Annotated in this window: 15 protein-coding genes; 5 read left to right on the forward strand and 10 right to left on the reverse strand. The window is 68.0% G+C overall.

Features of this window, described 5'->3' with window-relative positions; all coding sequences use genetic code 11:
* Window positions 1–195 precede the first annotated feature (195 nt).
* The 7 genes from AC4IHM_RS06690 to ngcE all read right to left on the reverse strand — a co-directional run bounded on the left by AC4IHM_RS06690 (window position 196) and on the right by ngcE (window position 8,453).
* On the reverse strand, window positions 196–1,488 hold the full coding sequence (locus AC4IHM_RS06690) for a sugar ABC transporter permease (RefSeq protein ID WP_490866170.1): 1,293 nt from the start codon (window positions 1,486–1,488) through the stop codon (window positions 196–198).
* Window positions 1,485–2,276, reverse strand: a complete 792-nt coding sequence (locus AC4IHM_RS06695; protein WP_490866171.1) for an ATP-binding cassette domain-containing protein — start codon at window positions 2,274–2,276, stop codon at window positions 1,485–1,487. Before AC4IHM_RS06695 ends, AC4IHM_RS06690 begins: the two co-directional genes overlap by 4 nt.
* A gap of 158 nt (window positions 2,277–2,434) precedes the next feature.
* The gene (locus tag AC4IHM_RS06700) at window positions 2,435–3,538 is read right to left on the reverse strand and encodes an ABC transporter substrate-binding protein (protein ID WP_490870776.1); all 1,104 of its coding nucleotides are present in this window, start codon (window positions 3,536–3,538) and stop codon (window positions 2,435–2,437) included.
* A 133-nt stretch (window positions 3,539–3,671) separates the two neighbouring features.
* The gene (locus AC4IHM_RS06705) at window positions 3,672–4,883 is read right to left on the reverse strand and encodes an ROK family transcriptional regulator (RefSeq protein ID WP_490870777.1); all 1,212 of its coding nucleotides are present in this window, start codon (window positions 4,881–4,883) and stop codon (window positions 3,672–3,674) included.
* Window positions 4,884–5,065: 182 nt separating this feature from the next.
* Window positions 5,066–5,989, reverse strand: a complete 924-nt coding sequence (locus tag AC4IHM_RS06710; RefSeq protein ID WP_490866172.1) for a carbohydrate ABC transporter permease — start codon at window positions 5,987–5,989, stop codon at window positions 5,066–5,068.
* A gap of 3 nt (window positions 5,990–5,992) precedes the next feature.
* Window positions 5,993–6,919 (reverse strand): carbohydrate ABC transporter permease, encoded by a 927-nt coding sequence (locus tag AC4IHM_RS06715; protein ID WP_490866173.1) that lies wholly within the window; start codon window positions 6,917–6,919, stop codon window positions 5,993–5,995.
* A gap of 85 nt (window positions 6,920–7,004) precedes the next feature.
* Window positions 7,005–8,453 carry an N-acetylglucosamine/diacetylchitobiose ABC transporter substrate-binding protein gene (gene ngcE, locus AC4IHM_RS06720; protein WP_490866174.1) on the reverse strand — a complete coding sequence of 483 codons (1,449 nt, stop codon included), beginning with the start codon at window positions 8,451–8,453 and terminating at the stop codon, window positions 7,005–7,007.
* Window positions 8,454–8,879: 426 nt separating this feature from the next.
* Between ngcE and AC4IHM_RS06725 the strand changes: the two genes are divergently transcribed.
* Entirely contained in the window at window positions 8,880–12,686 is a 3,807-nt protein-coding gene (locus AC4IHM_RS06725; protein ID WP_490866175.1) for a GH92 family glycosyl hydrolase, read from the forward strand.
* Window positions 12,687–12,856: 170 nt separating this feature from the next.
* Here AC4IHM_RS06725 and acnA read toward each other — a convergent pair whose 3' ends face one another.
* Entirely contained in the window at window positions 12,857–15,586 is a 2,730-nt protein-coding gene (gene acnA / locus AC4IHM_RS06730; RefSeq protein WP_490866176.1) for an aconitate hydratase AcnA, read from the reverse strand.
* A 293-nt stretch (window positions 15,587–15,879) separates the two neighbouring features.
* Between acnA and AC4IHM_RS06735 the strand changes: the two genes are divergently transcribed.
* Both AC4IHM_RS06735 and AC4IHM_RS06740 read left to right on the forward strand, forming a co-directional pair.
* Complete coding sequence (locus AC4IHM_RS06735) at window positions 15,880–16,077, forward strand: DUF4236 domain-containing protein (RefSeq protein ID WP_490866177.1); 198 nt, start codon at window positions 15,880–15,882, stop codon at window positions 16,075–16,077.
* An 86-nt stretch (window positions 16,078–16,163) separates the two neighbouring features.
* On the forward strand, window positions 16,164–17,693 hold the full coding sequence (locus tag AC4IHM_RS06740) for a helix-turn-helix domain-containing protein (protein WP_490866178.1): 1,530 nt from the start codon (window positions 16,164–16,166) through the stop codon (window positions 17,691–17,693).
* A 325-nt stretch (window positions 17,694–18,018) separates the two neighbouring features.
* On the opposite strand, the gene AC4IHM_RS06745 is transcribed toward AC4IHM_RS06740, so the two are convergent.
* Both AC4IHM_RS06745 and AC4IHM_RS06750 read right to left on the reverse strand, forming a co-directional pair.
* On the reverse strand, window positions 18,019–18,531 hold the full coding sequence (locus AC4IHM_RS06745; RefSeq protein WP_490866179.1) for an NUDIX domain-containing protein: 513 nt from the start codon (window positions 18,529–18,531) through the stop codon (window positions 18,019–18,021).
* Window positions 18,528–19,787, reverse strand: a complete 1,260-nt coding sequence (locus AC4IHM_RS06750) for a helix-turn-helix domain-containing protein (protein WP_490866180.1) — start codon at window positions 19,785–19,787, stop codon at window positions 18,528–18,530. Before AC4IHM_RS06750 ends, AC4IHM_RS06745 begins: the two co-directional genes overlap by 4 nt.
* Window positions 19,788–20,123: 336 nt before the next feature.
* Here AC4IHM_RS06750 and AC4IHM_RS06755 point away from each other — a divergent pair, with 336 nt between their 5' ends.
* Window positions 20,124–20,549 (forward strand): ATP-binding protein, encoded by a 426-nt coding sequence (locus tag AC4IHM_RS06755; protein WP_490866181.1) that lies wholly within the window; start codon window positions 20,124–20,126, stop codon window positions 20,547–20,549.
* 146 nt (window positions 20,550–20,695) lie between these two features.
* On the forward strand, window positions 20,696–20,845 hold the full coding sequence (gene fxlA, locus AC4IHM_RS06760) for an FxLD family lanthipeptide (RefSeq protein ID WP_490866182.1): 150 nt from the start codon (window positions 20,696–20,698) through the stop codon (window positions 20,843–20,845).
* Window positions 20,846–20,968 lie beyond the last annotated feature (123 nt).

The raw sequence follows: 20,968 nt of genomic DNA on the forward strand, positions 1-20,968 counted from the left end.
GTGTTCCGCCCTGGCGGAACATGTCCGGGCGGTGCGTCGTACGTCACGCGTTCGGCCTTACCCACCACCGGACCCTTCTACGACTTCCCCGCGGCGGGCACCCGAGTCGGGTGCGGGCGGACAGCGCACCGCCCGCCCGAGCACTCGGCTCGGGCGGGCGGTGGTGGTGCGGGTGCGGGTCCGGCGCGCGCGGCGTCAGGCGCGGCCGGCCGTCTTCTGGGTCTTGCGGGTGATCGCGTCGATGACGACGGTCGCCAGCAGCACACCGCCGGTGATCATGTACTGGACCGGCGAGGCGATGCCCTCCAGGGCGAGGCCGTACTGGATCGAGACGATGACCATCACACCGAGCAGCGCGTTCCACGTGCGGCCGCGGCCGCCGAAGAGGGACGTGCCGCCGATCACGGCCGCGGCGATGACGTTCATCAGGAACTCACCGGTGCCCGCGCCCTGGTTGGCGGAGGCGATCTTCGAGGCCACGAAGAGACCGCCGATCGCGGCGAACCCGCCGGCGATCGCGAAGACCGAGATCCGGACCAGTTCCACGTTGATACCGGCGCGGCGGGAGGCCTCGACGCTGCCGCCGAGCGCGAAGATCTTGCGGCCGTAGGCGGTGCGGCGCAGCACGAAGTCCGTGAGCAGCAGGAACGCGAGGAAGATCACCACGGCCAGCGGCAGGCCCTTGTACTGGTTGAAGACGATCGCCACGACGAAGGCCAGCACGGCGAGCAGCACCGTGCGCACGATGATCTCGTTCAGCGGCCGGGACGGCACCCCGGCGGCCTCGCGGCGGCGGTTGTCGAAGAACGCGGTGAGGAAGTACCCCGCGGTCACCACGATCGCCAGACCGTAGGCGGCGGCCACGTCGCTGAAGTAGTAGCTGGTCAGCTTGACGACCACGCCCTCGGAGTCGAGGTTGATCGTGCCGTTGTCGCCCAGGATCTGCAGCATGAAGCCCTGCCAGAACAGCAGTCCGGCCAGCGTCACGGCGAAGGCCGGGACACCGATGCGGGCGAAGACGAAGCCGTGGATGGCGCCGGCCGCCGTGCCGGTGAGGATGGCCAGCACCAGGGCCAGCACCTCGTTCATGCCGTGCGTGACGCTCAGCACCGCGAAGGTGGCGCCCGCGACGCCGCTGACCGAGCCGACCGACAGGTCGATCTCGCCGAGCAGCAGCACGAAGACGATACCGACGGCGATCATGCCGGTGCCGACCATGGCGACCGACATGTCGGAGAAGTTGCCGGCGGTGAGGAAGTTGGAGTTCAGGCCGGTGAAGATGGCCCAGATGATCAGCAGGCCGACGACGACCGGTATCGACCCGAGGTCACCGGCCTTCATCTTCCGCTTGAACTCGCCGATGTAGCCGGCGAAACCCTGCTCGCGCACCAGCAGCCGGGGGTCGACGACGGTGACCGCGGCGGCAGCGGCGTCGGGGTTGTCCACCGCGGTGCTCTCGGCGGGGGTGGAGGTCTTGTCGATGCTCACTTCTTGATCTCCCCATTGGTGCGCGCCGCACGACGGGTCACGGCGTTCTCCGTGGCGCCCGTGATGGCGGAGATGATCTCTTCCTGCGAGGTCGACTTGACCTCGAAGATGCCGTTGTTGCGCCCGAGGCGCAGTACGGCGACCTTGTCGGCGACCGCCTTCACATCGGCCATGTTGTGGCTGATGAGGATGACGGCGTGGCCGCGCTCGCGCAGTCGCTCCACGAGGTCGAGGACCTGCGCGGTCTGCTCGACACCGAGGGCGGCGGTGGGCTCGTCGAGGATGACCAGCTTGGGCTCGCCGAGCATGGAACGGGCGATCGCCACGACCTGGCGCTGACCGCCGGAGAGCGAGGCGATCGGGATGCGGACGCTGGGTATGCGGATGGACAGCGTGTCCAGCAGTTCCCGGGAGCGGCGCTCCATCTCCACCTCGTCCAGGATTCCGCGCTTGCGCAGCTCCCGGCCCAGGTAGAGGTTGCCGACCACGTCGATGTTGTCGCACAGCGCGAGGTCCTGGTAGACGGTCGCGATGCCCAGGTTCTGGGCGTCGTGCGGCTTGTTGATCGAGACGGACCTGCCGTCCCACTCGATGACGCCCTCATCGATGGGGTGCACGCCGGCGATCGTCTTGACCAGCGTGGACTTTCCGGCTCCGTTGTCGCCCACCAGGGCGACCACCTCACCGGCGTGGACCTCAAGCTCGACGTCGGTGAGCGCCTGGACGGCACCGAATCGCTTGGAGACCCCGCGCAACGCCAGCACGGGCGTAGCGGACACGTGAACCATCTCCTTCGCCGCCTGACCCGGCGGGAGGTTGTGCAGAAGTTTTCTGGGGGGGTCCGTCCGGCGCCCCGCGTAGCTTGCGGGGCTGATGAGTGCGGGGCGCCGGAGGAGTTGGGGCGGCCGGTCCCGGGCGGCTCGGTCGGCTCGGGACGCGGGTCCGCTTACTTGAGGCCGATCTTGTCGCAGGCGGTCTTGTACTTGCCGCCGCAGATCTCGTCGATCGTGTAGAAGCCGTCCTTGATGACGGTCTCCTTGATGTTGTCCTTGGTCAGCGAGACGACCGGGACGATGACCGACGGGACGCCCTTGGCGCTGTCGCTGTCGACCTTGTCGTTGGCGATGGAGTCGAGCGACTCGCCCTTGGCCAGCTTGACGGCCATCTCGGCCGCGACCTCGGCCTCCCTCGGGTACGACTTGAAGACGCTCATGTACTGCTCACCGGTGACGATGCGCTGCACTCCCGCCAGTTCGGCGTCCTGGCCGGTGACCGGGACGTTGGAGATGCCGGCGGCCTTCAGGGCGGTGATGATGCCGCCCGCCATGCCGTCGTTGGCGGAGTAGACGCCGACGATGTTGTTCTTGCCGAGGGCGGAGATGGCGCCCTCCATGTTGGCGTTGGCGTTCTCCGGCTTCCACTCCTTGGTGTCGTACTCGCGGCCGACCTTCACCTTGCCGTCGAGGGCGGAGTGGGCGCCCTGCTTGAACTGGGCGGCGTTCGGGTCCGTGGAGGAACCGTTCATCATGACGATCTGGCCGTCCTTGGCCTTGTCGCCCAGCGCCTCCAGGAGGGCCTCGCCCTGCGTCTTGCCGACGGTGACGTTGTCGAACGAGGTGTAGGCGTCGATCGGGCCCTCGGCGAGGCGGTCGAAGGCGACGACCTTGATGCCGGCGTCCTTGGCCTTCTTCACCGAACCGGCGATGGACTTGTAGTCCACCGCGTCCACGATCAGCACGTCGACCTTGTTGGTCACCATCGTGTCGACCTGCTGGTTCTGCAGGCTGGCGTCCTGCTTGGCGTTGGCGTAGATGACCTCGCCCTTGTTGTTCGTCAGCTCCTTGACCTTCTTCTCGATCATGGGCTTGTCGAACTTCTCGTACCGCGCGGTCTGATTCTCCGGCAGGAGCAGACCGACCTTGATGTCGTCGCCCTTCTTGGCGGCCGAGTCGGACGAGTCGCTCTTGTCGCTGGACTCCTTGGCGCTGCCACAGGCTGCGAGAGAGACGGCCATCGCGGTGGCGGCAACGGCGACGGCGGCACGACGCATACGCGTGTTCACTTCAGAAACCTCCCTGACGCGGCCGCGTCGTTGCGGCCGAGGTGGCTGGAAGTCAACTCGGCCGCAGGTGCGGCGTCAAGAAGTAAATCCTTAACGAGATGACAACGGTGCCATACGTGCTCTAAGTGAAGGCAGGCGTGGCCGCCGGCAGAGCGCCGGTCACACTTCCATCCAAAAGGGCTGAATCACCCATCTCACTCAGGGCGAGGGCGAGCGCCCCGAGCACCTCCGCCCGACCCCCAAGTGCCCCGGGAAGAACGGAGAGTTGGCGCGCCGCGCTGGGGATGGCGTAGCGCCCGACGGATTCCCTTATCGGCCCGAGCACCAGCTCGCCGGCCTCGGCGAGATCGCCGCCGAGGACCACCCGGCTCGGGTTGAGCAGATTGCAGAGGTTCGCCACCCCACTGCCGATGTGGCGGCCGACGTCGGCGATCACCCGACGGCAGCCCGGGTCGCCGTCCCGTGCCAGCCGCACGACACCCTCCATCGTGAGATCGGTGCCGTGGCCCGGCTGGAGGAGCGGGAGCACATAGCGTGCGGCCGCGAAGGTCTCCAGGCAACCCCGGTTGCCGCAGCGGCAGACGGGGCCGCCTTCATCGAGAGTGATATGCCCGATTTCACCCGCTGTGCCGCCGGGTCCCCGGTAGATCTTGCCGTCGATCACCAGGCCCGAGCCGACGCCGCTCGCGACCTTGATGTACGCCAGGTCCCGCACCCCGCGGCCACTGCCCCAGACCAGCTCGCCCAGGGCGCCGAGGTTGGCGTCGTTGTCCACGTGCACCGGCACGCCGAGCCGCCCCCGCAGCTCCTCGGCGGGCCGGGTGCCGCCCCAGCCGGGCAGTATGGCGGTGGAGCCCAGCGTCCCGGACTTCACGTCGATCGGACCGGGGACGCCGAGGCCCACTCCGGCGACCTTGGCGCGGTCGACGCCGGTCGCCTCGATCAGCCGGTTGACCAGCTGTTCCGCCCGGTCGAAGCCCTGCGCGGCGGACGCGTCGACATCCAGCGGCTCGGACTCCTCGGCGAGTACCTGGTGAGCGAGGTTGCCGACCGCGACGCGCAGATGCGTGTGCCCGAAGTCCACCCCGATGACGATGCCGGCCTCCCCGCTCAGCGAGACGCTGCGGGCCCGCCGGCCGCCGGCCGAGGTGGGGGTGACCTCGACGGTTCCGCCGTCCTTCAGTTCCCGGACGATGTTCGAGACCGTGGCCGCGGACAGACCCGTCGTCCTCGCGATCTCCGCCTGCGTGAGCGACCCGGCGAGCCGTACCGCTCGTACGACCCGTTCCAGGTTGGCTCGGTGCAGCGACGACTGCGACCCGGGAGTCTCCACGACGACCTCCTGCGCGCGGGACCGCTTCGATGAGGCCCCGTCCATGTCCAACTAGTGAACTCTAAGCTGAGCCGTTCGGGTCGCCTTCCGTCAAGAGGTTGAACCACATCCGGGCTTCCTCGCACACGCGTGCGTGCCGCTCCCGGGGTCCCGGGAGCGGCACGCACGGCGGCGGGCGGGCGCTACTTCAGCGCACCCGCGGTGAGGCCCTGGACCACCTGGCGCTGGAAGACGATGTACGCGGCCAGCACCGGCAGCATCGCCATGACCAGGCCCGCGAACAGGCCCGACCAGTCGCCCTTGTACCCCTGGCTGACCGCGAGCTGCACCAGGCCCTGGGTGAGGACGTGCTTGTCCGGGTCCGTGTTCAGCACGGTCGGCAGCATGTACTGGTTCCACTGCCCGAGGAAGTTGAAGATCCCCACACTGATCAGGCCCGGCTTGGCCATCGGCAGCATGACCTGGAAGAAGGTCCGGGTGTGCGAGGCCCCGTCCACGAACGCGGCCTCCGCCACCGAACTGGGCAGGGTGCGGAAGAACGCCGTCAGGAAGAACACCGTGAAAGGCAGCGAATACGCGATGTAGACCAGGATCAGCCCGTGAATGGTGTTGAGCAGTCCCATGTTGTCCGCCACGTAGAACAACGGGACCAGCGCCAGCATGATCGGGAAACTCATGCCGCCGATGAACAAGTAATAGATGAACCGGTTGCCCGGAAAGTCGAACCGCGCCAGCACATAGGCCGCCATGGAACCCAGCACGAGGGTGCCGACGAGCGAACCGCCCACCACGAGAATGGTGTTGAGGAAGTAGTCGCCCATGTGCGCCTGGGACCAGGCCCGCGACCAGTTGTCGAAGTGCAGCCTGTCGGGCAGCGACCAGGGCGAGGCGAAGATGGCGGCGTCGTCCTTGAAGGAGGTCATCACCGCCCACACCAGCGGCAGACCGACCATGATCGCCCAGATGACGAGGACGCCGTGGGAGAAGACGTTGAGGACGGTGCCCTCCTTCTTCCCCTCCTTCGGTCCGCCGGGGGCGGCCTCGGTCTTCAGGACGGGCGTGCCCGGCTCGGCCGGCACGGGGGCGGGGGTCTCGGTCGTCTTCATTGATCAGTACTCCAGCCGCTCGCGCCGGCCCAGCCGCATCACGACGGCGGCGAAGGCCAGCGTGACGACGAGCAGGGCGACGCCGATGGTGGTGGCGTAGGCGGCCTGACCGTCACGGAACGCCTTCTGGTACACGTACAGGACCATGACGGTGGTCGAGTAGTCGGGTCCGCCGGGCCCGGTCGTCATGATCTGCACGACCGCGAACGACTCGGCGCCGAGGGCGAGGATGCCCATGTAGACCCAGCCGGACTGCACGGTGTCCCACAGCAGCGGCAGGGTCACCCTGAAGAAGGTGGTGAAGCGGCTCGCCCCGTCCAGCAGCGCGGCCTCGTACAGCTCCGCCGGGATGGAGGCCATGCCCGCGGAGAAGAGGACCACGAAGAAGCCGACCGTGGACCAGACGAGCACCGCCATCACGCACCACAGCGCGAGGTTCGGGTCGCCGAGCCACAGCGGCTGGAGGGAGCCGAGGCCGATCCCGCGCAGCAGCGAGTTGATCGCGCCGCTGTCCGGGTTGTACGCGAACGCGAACAGCAGGGCGACGATCGCGATGGAGAGCACCTGCGGGAAGAAGTAGACGATCTTGTAGAAGCCGGAGCCGCGCACCCCGGTGATCGCGGGGCCCCCGCGGCGCCGGCGTCCGCCCACATTGATCATGAAGGAGAAGAAGAGCGCCAGGCCGAGCGTCACCACCGGCACCAGCAGGGCGAACATGACGCTGTGCTGCAACGACTTCCAGAAGATGTCGTCGTGGAGCATCCGTTCGTAGTTGGCGAAGCCGACCATCTTGAACTCGGGGCTCAGTCCCGTCCAGTCCGTGAACGAGTAGTAGATGGACTGGACGAACGGCCAGACGACGAAGAGCGCGTACAGCCCCAGGGGGACCGCCAGGAACCCCACGATGAACCGGTACTTGCCGTGCTGCATTGCTACCGACCCCGATCTGCGCGCGGGTGCGGCCGCCGGGGTCCGTCCGGCGCGTGGGCGCCGGACGGGCCCCGGTGACGCGTCCTCACTGGTGCTTGTAGTGCTTGATCGACGTGTCCTTGGCCGCGTCGTCGGCGTAGCCCTGGATCTTCTTGATGGTCTCGGCCGGGGTGAGCCGGCCCGCCATCATCTCGCCGAGACAGGAGACGCCGATCTTCTCCTTCTGGAGCTGCACGTACCAGTCCTGCATGCGCGGGTTCACCACGTTGTCGCCGGCCAGCTCCAGCGCCGCGACACCGGACTTGAGGCCCGGGGTCAGCTCGATGCCGTCGGTGCCGCCGTTGTAGGCGCTCAGCGACTTCACCTTGCTGGTGAAGTTCTTCGAGGAGGCCTCGCTGAGCATGATCCGCAACTGCTCCATGCCGCCTGCGCCGTTGGCCGCCTTGGCCGGGACGATGAAGGGCTCGCCGCCGGAGGCCCAGATGGTGCCGAAGGGCATCTTGTCGGAGTCGTCGATGCCGGGCGGGGCGGAGACGGCGAGGCCGAAGTCGGCGGGGATGACGTTGGCCGACTCGTTCTCCACCCAGGAGCCGTTGGGGATGAACAGGGCGTCGCCCTTGGCCCAGGCGGTCTGCGACTGGATGTGGTCCAGGCCCGGGGTGCCCTTGAGGACGTAGCCCTTTCGGTACAGCTCGTACCAGGCCTCGAAGACCGCCTTGACCGCCGGGTGCTTCCAGGCGTTCGGCTCCAGGTTGTCGATGGCGTCCAGCACCTCGACACCGCCGACCTTGGCGATCATCGGGGACATCGAGAAGGGGATGTAGTACGGGTACTTGCCGGCGTACGTCCAGCCGGCCACGCCCTTCTTCTTGGCCTTGGCGCAGACCGCGAGCATCTCGTCCCAGGTCTTCGGGTACTCCGCGTCCAGGGAGTCCAGGGCCTTTTGCGAGTACCAGTTCCCGTACACCGTGTAGGCGTAGTACAGGATCCAGACCGGCTCCCCGTCGAACTGGCCCATCTCCACGATGCCGGGCCGCAGCGTGTCGCGGACCTTCTTGTCCGGGTCGTCGTAGGACGGGGCGTCGAGCAGCGGGGTGAGGTCGGCGAGCTGCTTCTTGCCGACCAGGACACCCATGTCCATCTGCTCTGCGCCGGAGTTGTCGACGAGGTCGGGCGGGTTGCCGCCGTTGAAGCGCGGCTGCAGGGTGGACTGGATCTTCTGGGTGGCGGAGAACTTCACCTTGGCCTTGGGGTAGGCCTCCTTGTACAGCTTCACGGCGTCCTCGGCGTACTCCTTGCCGAAGCCTCCGTCGAAGAGGACGAACTCCATCTGGGCGCTGTCGTTGACCGCGAGCGGGTTCTTGTCGGACTTCTCGCCCGCCTCGGCCTTCTTCTGGTCGCCCCCGCCGCCGCTCGCGCAGGCGGACAGGAAGCCCATCGTGGGTACGGAGATCAGGCCGAGCGCGGCGGACCGCTTGATCAGATCGCGGCGGCCGACGCCCCTACCGTTGTTCTCGGCGGAAGTGGATCCCATGCTCAAGTCCTCGCCTTCTCCAGGACTCAGGCGGTGAACCGGATCCTCCCCGGCACCGCGATCGGGTCACGCTGGGTCGTGCAGGAAGTGCGGGTGACGCTGGGTGCTGCCTTGTACCGACCATCCTGATCGGGCGCTACGGCGGTTCCTTTCCGCGGTCCCTCCCGGATGCCCCGGTGGCCGACAGGTATAGTCCACTTCCCGCCAACTGAGCAAGATCGAAAGCAGGGTTGGCGGTACGTCTTTTCCGAGTTGAGACCTCCCGGAAATATGAGTGGCCTGTGTGCGACTTGCCGGAAGAATCCCCTGCATAGGCCCCGAACGCCGCATCCAACACCCTTGACATCACATGCCACTTGACCCCTACTGGTCCTTGCGCAGTTGAGTTGACAACGTTGTCCCCAGCGCAGGGAGGGTGGCCAGGGCATGCAGTACAGAGCGCGGCACAGATGGGGTCCGGCGGTCGTGATGACGACCGCTTTCGCTTTGGCGGTGGGTTCACAGGGGGCGGCGGTCGCACTGCCCGCCGCGCCCGCCGGCGCGGACCGGGAGTTCGCGTCCTCGTTCGAGGCGGACGACCCGGTTCCGGACTGGCTCAATACCGTGGACACCGGCCCGGACGGCGCCAAGCGGTCCGCGGGCGTGGACGGCGGCTACAGCACCGGCATACCGGGCAGTGTCACCGACCACGTCACCGGGGTGCGGGCGAGCGCCGAGAACACGAGCGGCGGCGAGGTGAAGGAGAACCTCGTCGACAGCGAGCCGAGCACCAAGTGGCTGACCTTCGACAAGACCGGCTGGGTCGAGTTCGACCTGGACGAACCGGCGAGGATCACCAACTACGCGCTCACCTCGGCCAACGACCACGACGAACGCGACCCCGCGGACTGGACGCTGAAGGGCTCGGCGGACGGCGAGAACTGGCAGACGCTCGACACCCGTTCCGGGGAGTCCTTCGGCGAACGGTTCCAGACGAAGACGTACGAACTCGCCGAGGCCGCCGAGTTCCAGCACTTCCGGCTGGAGATCACGAGGAACAACGGGGCGGGCGACGCGCTCCAGCTCGCCGACGTCCAACTGTCCACCGGCGGCACCGACACCCCCGTGCCCGAGGACATGCTCTCCCTGGTCGACCGGGGCCCGAGCGGCTCGCCGACCGCGAAGGCGGGGGCCGGCTACACCGGCAACCGGGCCCTCAAGTACGCGGGCCGGCACACCGCGGACGGCCGCGCGTACTCGTACAACAAGATCTTCGACGTCCATGTGAAGGTCGACCGGCGCACCGAGCTGTCGTACAAGATCTTCCCCTCGATGGCGGACACCGACCTCGACTACGACGCCACGAACGTCTCCGTCGACCTGGCCTTCACCGACGGCACCCATCTGAGCGACCTCAAGGCCACCGACCAGCACGGGTTCCCGCTGACGCCGCGCGGTCAGGGCGACGCCAAGATCCTCTACGTCAACCAGTGGAACAGCGTCGAGTCGGGCATCGGCTCGGTCGCGGCCGGCAAGACGGTCGACCGGATCCTGGTGGCGTACGACTCGCCGAAGGGCCCGGCGAAGTTCCGGGGCTGGCTGGACGACGTGAAGATCGGGCGGGCCGCCGCCGAGCGGCCCGCGGCCCATCCGTCCGACTACGCGCTGACCACCCGCGGCACCAACTCCAGCGGCAGCTTCTCGCGCGGCAACACCTTCCCCGCCACCGCCGTGCCGCACGGCTTCAACTTCTGGACGCCGGTGACCAACGCCGGCTCGCAAAGCTGGCTGTACGACTACGCGCGCGGCAACAACGCGGACAACCTGCCCACCCTCCAGGCGTTCGGCGCGAGCCACGAGCCGAGCCCGTGGATGGGCGACCGGCAGACCTTCCAGGTGATGCCCTCGGCCGCCTCCGGCACCCCGGACACCGGCCGTGAGCAGCGCGGGCTGGCCTTCCGGCACGAGAACGAGACCGCCCGGCCGTACTACTACGGGGTGCGGTTCGAGAACGGTCTGAAGGCCGAGATGGCGCCGACCGACCACGCGGCGATGATGCGCTTCACCTACCCCGGTGACGACGCGAGCGTGATCTTCGACAACGTCACCGACCAGGCCGGCCTGACCCTGGACAAGGAGAACGGCACCTTCACCGGCTACTCGGACGTCAAGTCCGGGCTGTCCACGGGCGCCACCCGGCTCTTCGTCTACGGCGAGTTCGACAGCAGGGTCACCGGCGGCGACTCCAGCGGCGTCAAGGGCCACCTGAGCTTCGACGCGGGCAAGGACCGCACCGTGACGCTGCGCATCGCCACCTCGCTGATCGGCGTCGACCAGGCGAAGGACAACCTGCGCCAGGAGATCCCGAAGCGCGCCTCCTTCGACAAGGTCAGGAGCGACGCCCAGAAGCAGTGGGACAAGATCCTCGGCAGGGTCGAGGTGGAGGGCGCCACGCGGGACCAGCTGACCACCCTGTACTCCAGCCTCTACCGGCTGTACCTGTACCCGAACGCGGGCCACGAGAAGGTCGGCGGGACGTACAAGTACGCCTCCCCGTTCTCGAAGGCGGTCAAGGAGGACACCCCCACCGAGACCGGCGCCAAGGTCGTGGACGGCAAGGTGTACGTCAACAACGGCTTCTGGGACACCTATCGGACCACCTGGCCCGCGTACTCCTTCCTGACCCCGTCCAAGGCCGGTGAGCTGGTCGACGGCTTCGTGCAGCACTACAAGGACGGCGGCTGGACCTCCCGCTGGTCCTCCCCCGGCTACGCGGACCTGATGACCGGCACCTCCTCGGACGTGGCCTTCGCGGACGCGTACGTCAAGGGCGTCGGCTTCGACGCGAGGGCGGCGTACGACGCGGCCGTCAAGAACGCCACCGTCGTGCCCCCGTCCTCGGGCGTGGGCCGCAAGGGCATGGAGACCTCGCCGTTCCTCGGGTACACGAGTTCCGAGACGCACGAGGGCCTGTCGTGGGCGCTGGAGGGCTACCTCAACGACTACGGCATCGCGAAGATGGGCGAGAAGCTCTACAAGGAGACCGGCGAGAAGCGGTACAAGGACGAGTCCGCGTACTTCCTCAACCGCGCCCAGGACTACGTCAACCTCTTCGACGCGAAGGCCGGCTTCTTCCAGGGCAAGGACGCCAAGGGCGACTGGCGCGTCGACTCCGCGAAGTACGACCCGCGCGTGTGGGGCTACGACTACACGGAGACCAACGGCTGGGGCTACGCCTTCACCGCCCCGCAGGACAGCCGGGGCCTGGCCAACCTCTACGGCGGCCGCGCCGGCCTCGGCGACAAGCTCGACGAGTACCTCGCCACCCCGGAGACCGCCTCCCCCGAGTTCAAGGGCTCCTACGGCGGTGTCATCCACGAGATGACCGAGGCGCGGGACGTCCGCATGGGCATGTACGGGCACTCCAACCAGGTCGCCCACCACGCCCTGTACATGTACGACGCGGCCGGGCAGCCGTACAAGACGCAGAAGAACGTCCGCGAGGTGCTCCAGCGCCTGTACACCGGCAGCGACATCGGCCAGGGCTACCACGGCGACGAGGACAACGGCGAGCAGTCGGCCTGGTTCCTCTTCTCCGCGCTGGGCTTCTACCCGCTGGTGATGGGCAGCGGCGAGTACGCCATCGGCTCCCCGCTGTTCACCAAGGCGACCGTCCATCTGGAGAACGGCCGCGAGCTGGTCGTCAAGGCGCCGAGGAACAGCACGAAGAACGTCTACGTGCAGGGCGTGAAGGTCGACGGCAAGCGCTGGAACTCCACCTCGCTCCCCCACTCGCTGATCGCGAAGGGCGGCGTCCTGGAGTTCGACATGGGCCCGAAGCCCTCCTCGTGGGGCACCGGCGCGGGCGCGGCGCCGCCGTCGATCGCCGAGGACGACGAGGTGCCGACGCCGCGCGCGGACGCCCTCGCGGGCCAGGGCGCCCTGTTCGACAACACGTCGGCGACGGAGGCGAGCGTGACCTCGGTGGACCTGCCGGTGTCCGGCGAGGGCGTCAAGGCGGTGCAGTACACCCTGACTTCGTCGGCGGACCACGCGAAGGCACCGGCCGGCTGGAAGCTCCAGGGCTCGGCCGACGGCACCACGTGGCGGACGCTGGACCAGCGCTCGGGCGAGTCCTTCGCCTGGGACCGGCAGACGCGGGCGTTCTCGGTGAAGTCGCCGGGCGCGTACGCGAAGTACCGGCTGGTCCTGGACGGCGAGCACACGCTGGCGGAGGTGGAACTGCTGGCGTAGGCGGCCGAGACGCGGACGGCGGGTCCGGGCGGGTGCCCGGACCCGCCGTCCGGTCGTTTCGGACCGGTCTGCGGGCCTCGGCGCGACGCGGCGGGGGCGCGGCAAGGGCACGGCGAGGGCCGCACCCCCGGTCGCCGGGGATGCGGCCCTGAACCGCCGTGCCGTACCGCCTACTTGCGAATCAGGCTGCGCAGCACGTACTGCAGGATGCCGCCGTTGCGGTAGTAGTCCGCCTCACCGGGGGTGTCGATGCGGACGACCGCGTCGAACTCGACACCGGTGTCGGTGGTGACCTTCACCGTGCGCGGCGTGGTGCCGTCGTTGAGCGCGGTGACGCCGGAGACGGAGAAGGACTCCTCGCCGGTCAGGCCGAGGGACTCGGCGGTGTGGCCCTCCGGGAACTGCAGCGGCAGGACGCCCATGCCGATGAGGTTCGAGCGGTGGATGCGCTCGTACGACTCGGCGATGACGGCCTTGACGCCGAGGAGCGCGGTGCCCTTGGCGGCCCAGTCGCGGGACGAGCCGGAGCCGTACTCCTTGCCGGCCAGGACGACGAGCGGGATGCCCTGCTCGATGTAGTTGCGGGAGGCGTCGTAGATGAACGACACCGGAGCACCTTCGGCGGACCGGGTGAAGTCGCGGGTGTAGCCGCCCTCGGTGCCCGGCGCGATCTGGTTGCGCAGGCGGATGTTGGCGAACGTGCCGCGGATCATGACCTCGTGGTTGCCGCGGCGCGAGCCGTAGCTGTTGAAGTCGCGGCGCTCGATGCCGTGCTCCGTGAGGTACTTGCCGGCCGGGGTGTCGGCCTTGATGGCGCCGGCCGGGGAGATGTGGTCGGTGGTGACCGAGTCGCCCAGCTTGGCGAGCACACGGGCGCCGGAGATGTCCTCGACGGGGGCCGGCTCCATGCCCATGCCCTCGAAGTACGGGGGCTTGCGCACGTAGGTGGACTCGGCGTCCCACTCGAAGGTGTCACCGGTCGGGATCGGCAGCGCCTGCCACTGGGCGTCGCCGGCGAAGACGTCGCTGTAGGACTTGGAGAACATGTCCTCGCCGATGGCGTTGGCGACGACGTCGTTGACCTCGGACTCGGCGGGCCAGATGTCCCGCAGGAAGACCGGGTTGTTGTCCTGGTCGTACCCGAGGGCCTCGCGGGTGATGTCCACCTTCATGGAGCCGGCCAGCGCGTAGGCGACCACCAGCGGCGGGGACGCCAGGTAGTTCATCTTGACGTCCGGGTTGATCCGGCCCTCGAAGTTGCGGTTGCCGGAGAGCACGGAGGTGACGGCGAGGTCGTGCTCGTTGACGGCCCTGGAGACCTCGTCGGGCAGCGGACCGGAGTTGCCGATGCAGGTGGTGCAGCCGTAGCCGACGAGGTTGAAGCCGACCTTGTCGAGGTACGGGGTCAGGCCCGCCTTGTCGAAGTAGTCGGTGACGACCTTGGAGCCCGGGGCGAGGGTGGTCTTGACCCACGGCTTGCGGGTCAGGCCCTTCTCCACCGCCTTCTTGGCCACCAGCGCGGCGGCGACCATGACGTACGGGTTGGAGGTGTTGGTGCACGAGGTGATGGCGGCGACGGTGACCGCGCCGTGGTCCAGCTCGTACTCCGTGCCGTCGGGGGCGGTGACCTTCACCTTGTGGGAGGGGGCGCCGTTGGAGATGGCCGGCGAGTCGGAGGCCGGGAAGGACTCCTTGCTGGCCTCGTCGACGTCGCCGCCGTCCTTGACGTAGTTGCGCACGTCCTGGGTGAACTGGGTCTTCGCGTCGGCGAGAACGATGCGGTCCTGCGGGCGCTTCGGGCCGGCGATGGAGGGCACGACCGTCGACAGGTCGAGTTCCAGCTTCTCGGAGAAGTCCGGCTCGGCCTTCGGGTCCAGCCAGAGGCCCTGCTCCTTGGCGTAGGCCTCGACGAGCGCGACCTGCTGGCCGCTGCGGCCGGTCAGGCGCAGGTAGTTCAGCGTCTCGTCGTCGATCGGGAAGATCGCGGCGGTGGAGCCGAACTCCGGCGACATGTTGCCGATGGTGGCGCGGTTGGCCAGCGACGTGGCGGCGACGCCCTCGCCGTAGAACTCGACGAACTTGCCAACGACGCCGTGCTTGCGCAGCATCTCGGTGATCGTCAGCACCAGGTCGGTGGCGGTGGTGCCGGGCGTCAGCTCGCCGGTCAGCTTGAAGCCGACGACGCGCGGGATCAGCATGGACACCGGCTGGCCGAGCATCGCGGCCTCGGCCTCGATGCCGCCGACGCCCCAGCCGAGGACGCCGAGGCCGTTGACCATGGTGGTGTGCGAGTCGGTGCCGACCAGGGTGTCGGGGTAGGCCTTGCCGTCACGGATCATGACGACGCGGGCCAGGTGCTCGATGTTCACCTGGTGGACGATGCCGGTGCCGGGCGGGACGACCTTGAACTCGTCGAAGGCGGTCTGGCCCCAGCGCAGGAACTGGTAGCGCTCCCTGTTGCGGCCGTACTCCAGGTCGACGTTCTGTTTGAACGCCTCGTTGGTGCCGAACTTGTCGGCGATGACGGAGTGGTCGATGACCAGTTCGGCCGGCGCCAGCGGGTTGATCTTCGCCGCGTCGCCGCCCAGCTCCTTGACGGCCTCACGCATGGTGGCGAGGTCGACGACGCAGGGCACGCCGGTGAAGTCCTGCATGATCACGCGGGCCGGCGTGAACTGGATCTCCTGCGACGGCTGGGCCTGCGAGTCCCAGCCCCCGAGGGCGCGGATGTGGTCGGCGGTGATGTTCGCGCCGTCCTCGGTACGGAGCAGGTTCTCCAGCAGCACCTTCAGGCTGTAGGGAAGGCGCGCGGAGCCCTCGACCTTGTCCAGCCGGAAGATCTCGTACGACTCGTCGCCCACCTGCAGCGTGCTGCGGGCGTCGAAGCTGTTCGCCGACACGACAGTCTCCTTCATTCATGTGCGCGTACCACCGCATCCTGCCGCCACGCCGCCCTGGCCAATCCGCTAAGGTGGGGCTAAGTTAGGTAACCCTTACCAGGGTGGCGGCTGCGGTGCGCCTCGGCAGATATCTCGATGTCGAGATAACTCTAGTACATGGGGGCGGCCCGGTCATGTCCGGGCGCGGTGTGGCGTGCGCCCCACCCCCGGGTGACCCATGCCGCCATCAGTACGCCGAACGGGGGTATCCGATGTGTGCCGGGAGCAACCGGCACGACTCGGAAGGAGGCACGATGCCCCTCACGTTCCGCAAGAGTTTCCGCATCCTCCCCGGAGTACGGCTGAACATCAACAAACGTTCGTGGTCCCTCACCACCGGTGGCCGCAACGGCCCGCGCCACACCCGCAGCAGCACCGGACGCCGTACGACGTCGATGGACCTGCCCGGCCCCTTCGGCTGGCGCCGCACCAGCACGGGCAAGCGCCACTGAGGCCTCACCAGGCGTCTTCTGACGTCGCGCCACCCGAATGGACCCCCCGAGAGGCGCGATCTCATATCTGAGATAGCCTCAACCTCATGGCAGACGACTACCTCGTACGCATCGGCAGGCTCATCCGTGACGCCCGGCAGCACCGCGGCTGGACGCAGTCACAACTCGCGGAGGCGCTCGGCACCAGTCAGAGTGCCGTCAACCGCATCGAGCGCGGCAACCAGAACATCAGCCTTGAGATGATCGCCCGCATCGGCGAGGCACTGGACAGCGAGATCGTCTCCCTGGGGTACGCGGGTCCGATGCACCTGCGCGTGGTCGGCGGCCGTCGCCTCTCCGGTGCCATCGACGTCAAGACCAGCAAGAACGCCTGCGTGGCCCTGCTGTGCGCCTCGCTGCTCAACAAGGGGCGCACGGTGCTGCGCCGGGTCGCCCGCATCGAGGAGGTCTACCGCCTCCTGGAGGTGCTCAACTCCATCGGCGTACGCACCCGCTGGATCAACGACGGCACCGACCTGGAGATCGCGCCGCCGACCGAGCTGGACATGGAGGCCATCGACGCGGAGGCCGCCGTCCGCACCCGCTCCATCATCATGTTCCTCGGCCCGCTGCTGCACCGCATGGACCGCTTCAGGCTGCCCTACGCCGGTGGCTGCGACCTCGGCACCCGGACCATCGAGCCGCACATGATCGCGCTGCGCCGGTTCGGCCTGGAGGTCGCCGCGACCGAGGGCCACTACCACGCGGTGGTCGACCGTCAGGTGCGCCCGGACCGCCCGATCGTGCTGACCGAGCGGGGCGACACGGTCACGGAGAACGCGCTCCTCGCCGCCGCCCGCCACGACGGCGTGACCGTCATCCGCAATGCCTCCTCGAACTACATGGTCCAGGACCTGTGCTTCTTCCTCGAGGCGCTCGGCGTCCGGGTCGAGGGCATCGGCACCACCACCCTCACCGTGCACGGCATGCCGGTCATCGACGCCGACGTGGACTACTCCCCCTCCGAGGACCCGGTGGAGGCGATGAGCCTGCTGGCCGCCGCCGTGGTGACGGAGTCCGAACTGACGGTCCGCCGCGTCCCGATCGAGTTCCTGGAGATCGAGCTGGCGGTCCTGGAGGAGATGGGCCTCGACCACGACCGCACGCCGGAGTACTTCGCGGACAACGGCCGCACGCGCCTGGTGGACCTGACCGTGCGCCCCTCCAAGCTGGAGGCGCCGATCGACAAGATCCACCCGATGCCGTTCCCGGGTCTGAACATCGACAACGTCCCGTTCTTCGCGGCCATCGCCGCCTCCGCCCAGGGCCAGACCCTCATCCACGACTGGGTCTACGACAACCGCGCCATCTATCTGACCGACCTCAACCGCCTGGGCGGCCGCCTCCAACTCCTGGACCCCCACCGCGTCCTGGTCGAGGGCCCCACCCGCTGGCGCGCCGCCGAAATGATGTGCCCCCCGGCCCTGCGCCCCGCCGTGGTGGTCCTCCTGGCCATGATGGCCGCCGAGGGCACGTCGGTACTGCGCAACGTGTACGTCATCAACCGCGGCTACGAGGACCTGGCCGAGCGGCTGAACTCGATCGGGGCGCAGATCGAGATCTTCCGGGACATTTGAGAAACAGCGCAAATCGTCAAAATTGCCACATGCGGCGATAGCCGCTGAACTTGCCCGTTGACCTGGGAAAACACCCTCCGGCACCTTCCCTCGGCTTCCCGTAGTTTCCGGCATCTTGTGCAGTCGATGTGCAAGATGATCAAGGATTGCTGACGGTGCGTCAGGGACGATTTTCGCGCGACCGAGACCCCGTCACTCTTTACGGAGAGTAGCGGGGCCTCGATGTGTTCCCAGGTCAGAGCCATGAAGGCTCTCCAGGCTAGCAACTCTCTGTGCTAATTTCGCTTGACTGTCAGCGCGACACGTACAGCCAATCCGCGACCCCCTACCAGGCTGGACCGCCGTCATGCAGATACACCGGCCGCCCTTCGTCCAAGCTCCTGATCGCGGCGTCGAGTCGGTTCCGTAGCCGTTCCCTCAACAACTCCCGCGCCTTGTCCGGAGCAACGAACGCAGCCTCAGACAGCTCTTCGTCGTGAGGGCGCATCCCCTGCGCCTGACGGGCGTCCAGCGTGCCGCCGTCGAAGATGAAGGCTATTTGATCGTCCCAAGGCCCGTGCGGGGCAACCCAATCGACCACCAGGAGCCCGCGCAAGGTGATGTCCAACCCCAGCTCTTCACCCAGCTCCCGCGTCACCGCCCTCTCCGGCGGTTCGTTCGCTTCGGCCATTCCCCCGGGCAGATCCCAGCCCGGTTTGTACGTCGGGTTCACCAGGAGCACGCGTCCAGCCGCGTCGCGCAGCAGCACATCGGCCGCGACACGCTTGCGGGCCTGCGTGGCGTTGCCCTCGGCGAGATAGGCATTCCATGCTTCCGGGTCGGCGGGTGTGGGCCTCATGTGGGGGTGCCTCCCCTTGGCGTGATGATGTCGGCCAGTAGCAGCATTCTGGCCCTGCGGGCGTCATCGAATCTCGCCAGGTACTCCCGCAGTGGACCGTAGCCCTTGTGGCGGTCCAGGAGACGACGCAGGTCGTCAAGCTGGTGCACAACACGGATCGATCCGAGCGTTGGGCTCGTGCTGAGCAACTCGTGGCCGATGCTCACCGCGGCATCGAGGTCTCCACGCCGGACATGGATGTCCACAAGGACAATGCGGCTCAGTGCAAGGGACCTGGTTCGCCCCGACTCCCGAAGTGTCACCGCCTGCTCGGCCTGCGTAAGCGCCTGATCATGCTGCTCCAGGTCGCGCAGGATCAGTGCGGATTCACTCGCGAGGGCAGCGGCGTCAAAGGGACTCAGCCAGGGATGAGCGGCATCCGCAGATCCATCGGGCATGTCATGGGCCGCTTCGAGAGCGCGCATCGCTGGCGTGCGCTGTGCCCCTGCGGCCAAAGCTCGGGCCTGCATCGTTTGGAGCCGTGCAGTGAGCGAGGGAATCCGCGGACCACGGCCGGCGAGGTCGAGCCCGGTCTGAGCCCAGCGGGCGGCACCCGCTGTGTCACCCGTCTGAAGGGCGAGGTGGCTGTTGCTCGCGGCGACGTTCGCGGCAAGCGGTAAGTCCCCGGAGGTGCGGGCCAGCGGCAAAGCTCGGCTGAAATGGCGGGCGGCGAGATCGTCTTGACCGGAGTCATGGGCCATCCACCCGGCCATCTCCGTCAAGGCCGCAGCGACGGCGAATACTTGTGAGCCACTCCCGGTGTCGACCAGACGCGGGGCAACTCGGTCCGCGAGATGCCGTACGACAGCGCCGTACAGACGTCCTCCACCGGTCTGCCGGTCTGCCGAGCGGAAGGCATCCATGGCCGCCAGGTCGTCACCGTCCGGCGGCAACTCCGGCTCGTGCTTGGTCGGTTCGGCCGCAGCGGGTTCCCAGGCGCGGCGGGCAAGCCCGAGCAGGCGACCAGGGATGTGGAACGCGTCCGCGATCTGCTCGAACAGGGCCAGCTTTTCGACCCGGCTCTTGCCGTTCATGTAGTCGTAGAGCCGCCCTTGGGTGATGTCCACGGCCGCAGCGATCCGACGCGTACTGACACCTCGCGCATTGAGCAGTCGGAACACGACTCCCAAGTCCCGCGCGGCGCAGGCATTGAGCAGTCGTTCATCGCCAAGCAGTCCGGCAACGACATCGCGCGGATCTGGTGGCTGACGACTCATCGGCGGCTCCCCCGGCTCGTGTCCTCCGATGCTACGACCGCGCACACACCCCTGACTCCATGTTGGAGTCACCCCTTGGAGTCTCCCTACTACGAGGAGGTGCCGTTGACTGATCACCAGTCGCCCAGGATTCGGGGTGGGGACGCATCAGCTCTGCGCCCTCCTCGGGAACAACAGCCTCGGGCTGCGCCGACAGACCGGCGGCTCGGTCCCCGTGTCCCCCGTCAGGGACGGGGCCGCCATTCCAATTGCAGAGGAGCAGTCCTCATGACCCGCCGAGCCCGGATTGCCGTAGCCGGTGCCCCGTCCGCTGTCGCCTTCGCAAGAGACCGTGTCATGACGCAGATTCATGCGTGGGGTGTACCACTCGGCGAGGACAGCCTGAACGCGGTCAAGCTCGTCGCCTCGGAACTGATCACGAACGCCGTGGTCCACGCCGAGGGCTTGATCACCATCGGCCTCTACCTCGATGAAGACCGGCTGCTCCTGGTCGTCCACGACAGCAGCCCCGAGCCGCCCAGTCGTCAGATCACCACGGAGGACGACGAAGGGGGGCGCGGCCTGGTCCTCGTGGAGTTCCTTTCCGCACGGCACGGCTGGGAGCCGACGTGCCACGGCAAGAAGGTCTGGGCCGAGTTTGTCGTACCCGTGTCGGTGCCGGCCGCACGCGGTGGACTGCTTCACCAGCGCCTACGGGCCGCAGCCCCGCAGGCATTTGTCCACGTCATGCCGGAGCGCTTCGCCTTGGCACCCGGACTGTGAGCGCGGTACGGCACGCGGCGAACAGTTAGCCCGCGGTGTCCGCGCATTCGGCTGCACAGCCCAAGTGGCAGCCGAATGCGGGGGTCCCGCGCTCCCCACGTCCGCGTAGCGCGGATGGTACCGATCACTACTTCGGAGGTACTGGGATGGCCATCCCGACGACCGAGACGACGCCGATCCCTGACGACGAGTGGCAGTTCGACATCTCCATCACCGACTCGCCGCGGCCGGTGGTCAGCAACTGCGACACAAGCGACGGGTGCAAGTCCTCCTGCGCTTCCTCCTGCATCAGCTGACCTCCACGCCGAAGCCTGTGCCGGGCTGGGCACGTCCCCCGCCCGGCACAGGGCCAGCAGAACAGGACCAACGATGACGCGGACCAGTCTTCTCCAGCGCGGCAGCGTGCTCCTCCTGCGGGC

This window comes from Streptomyces sp. SL06, assembly GCF_058244745.1.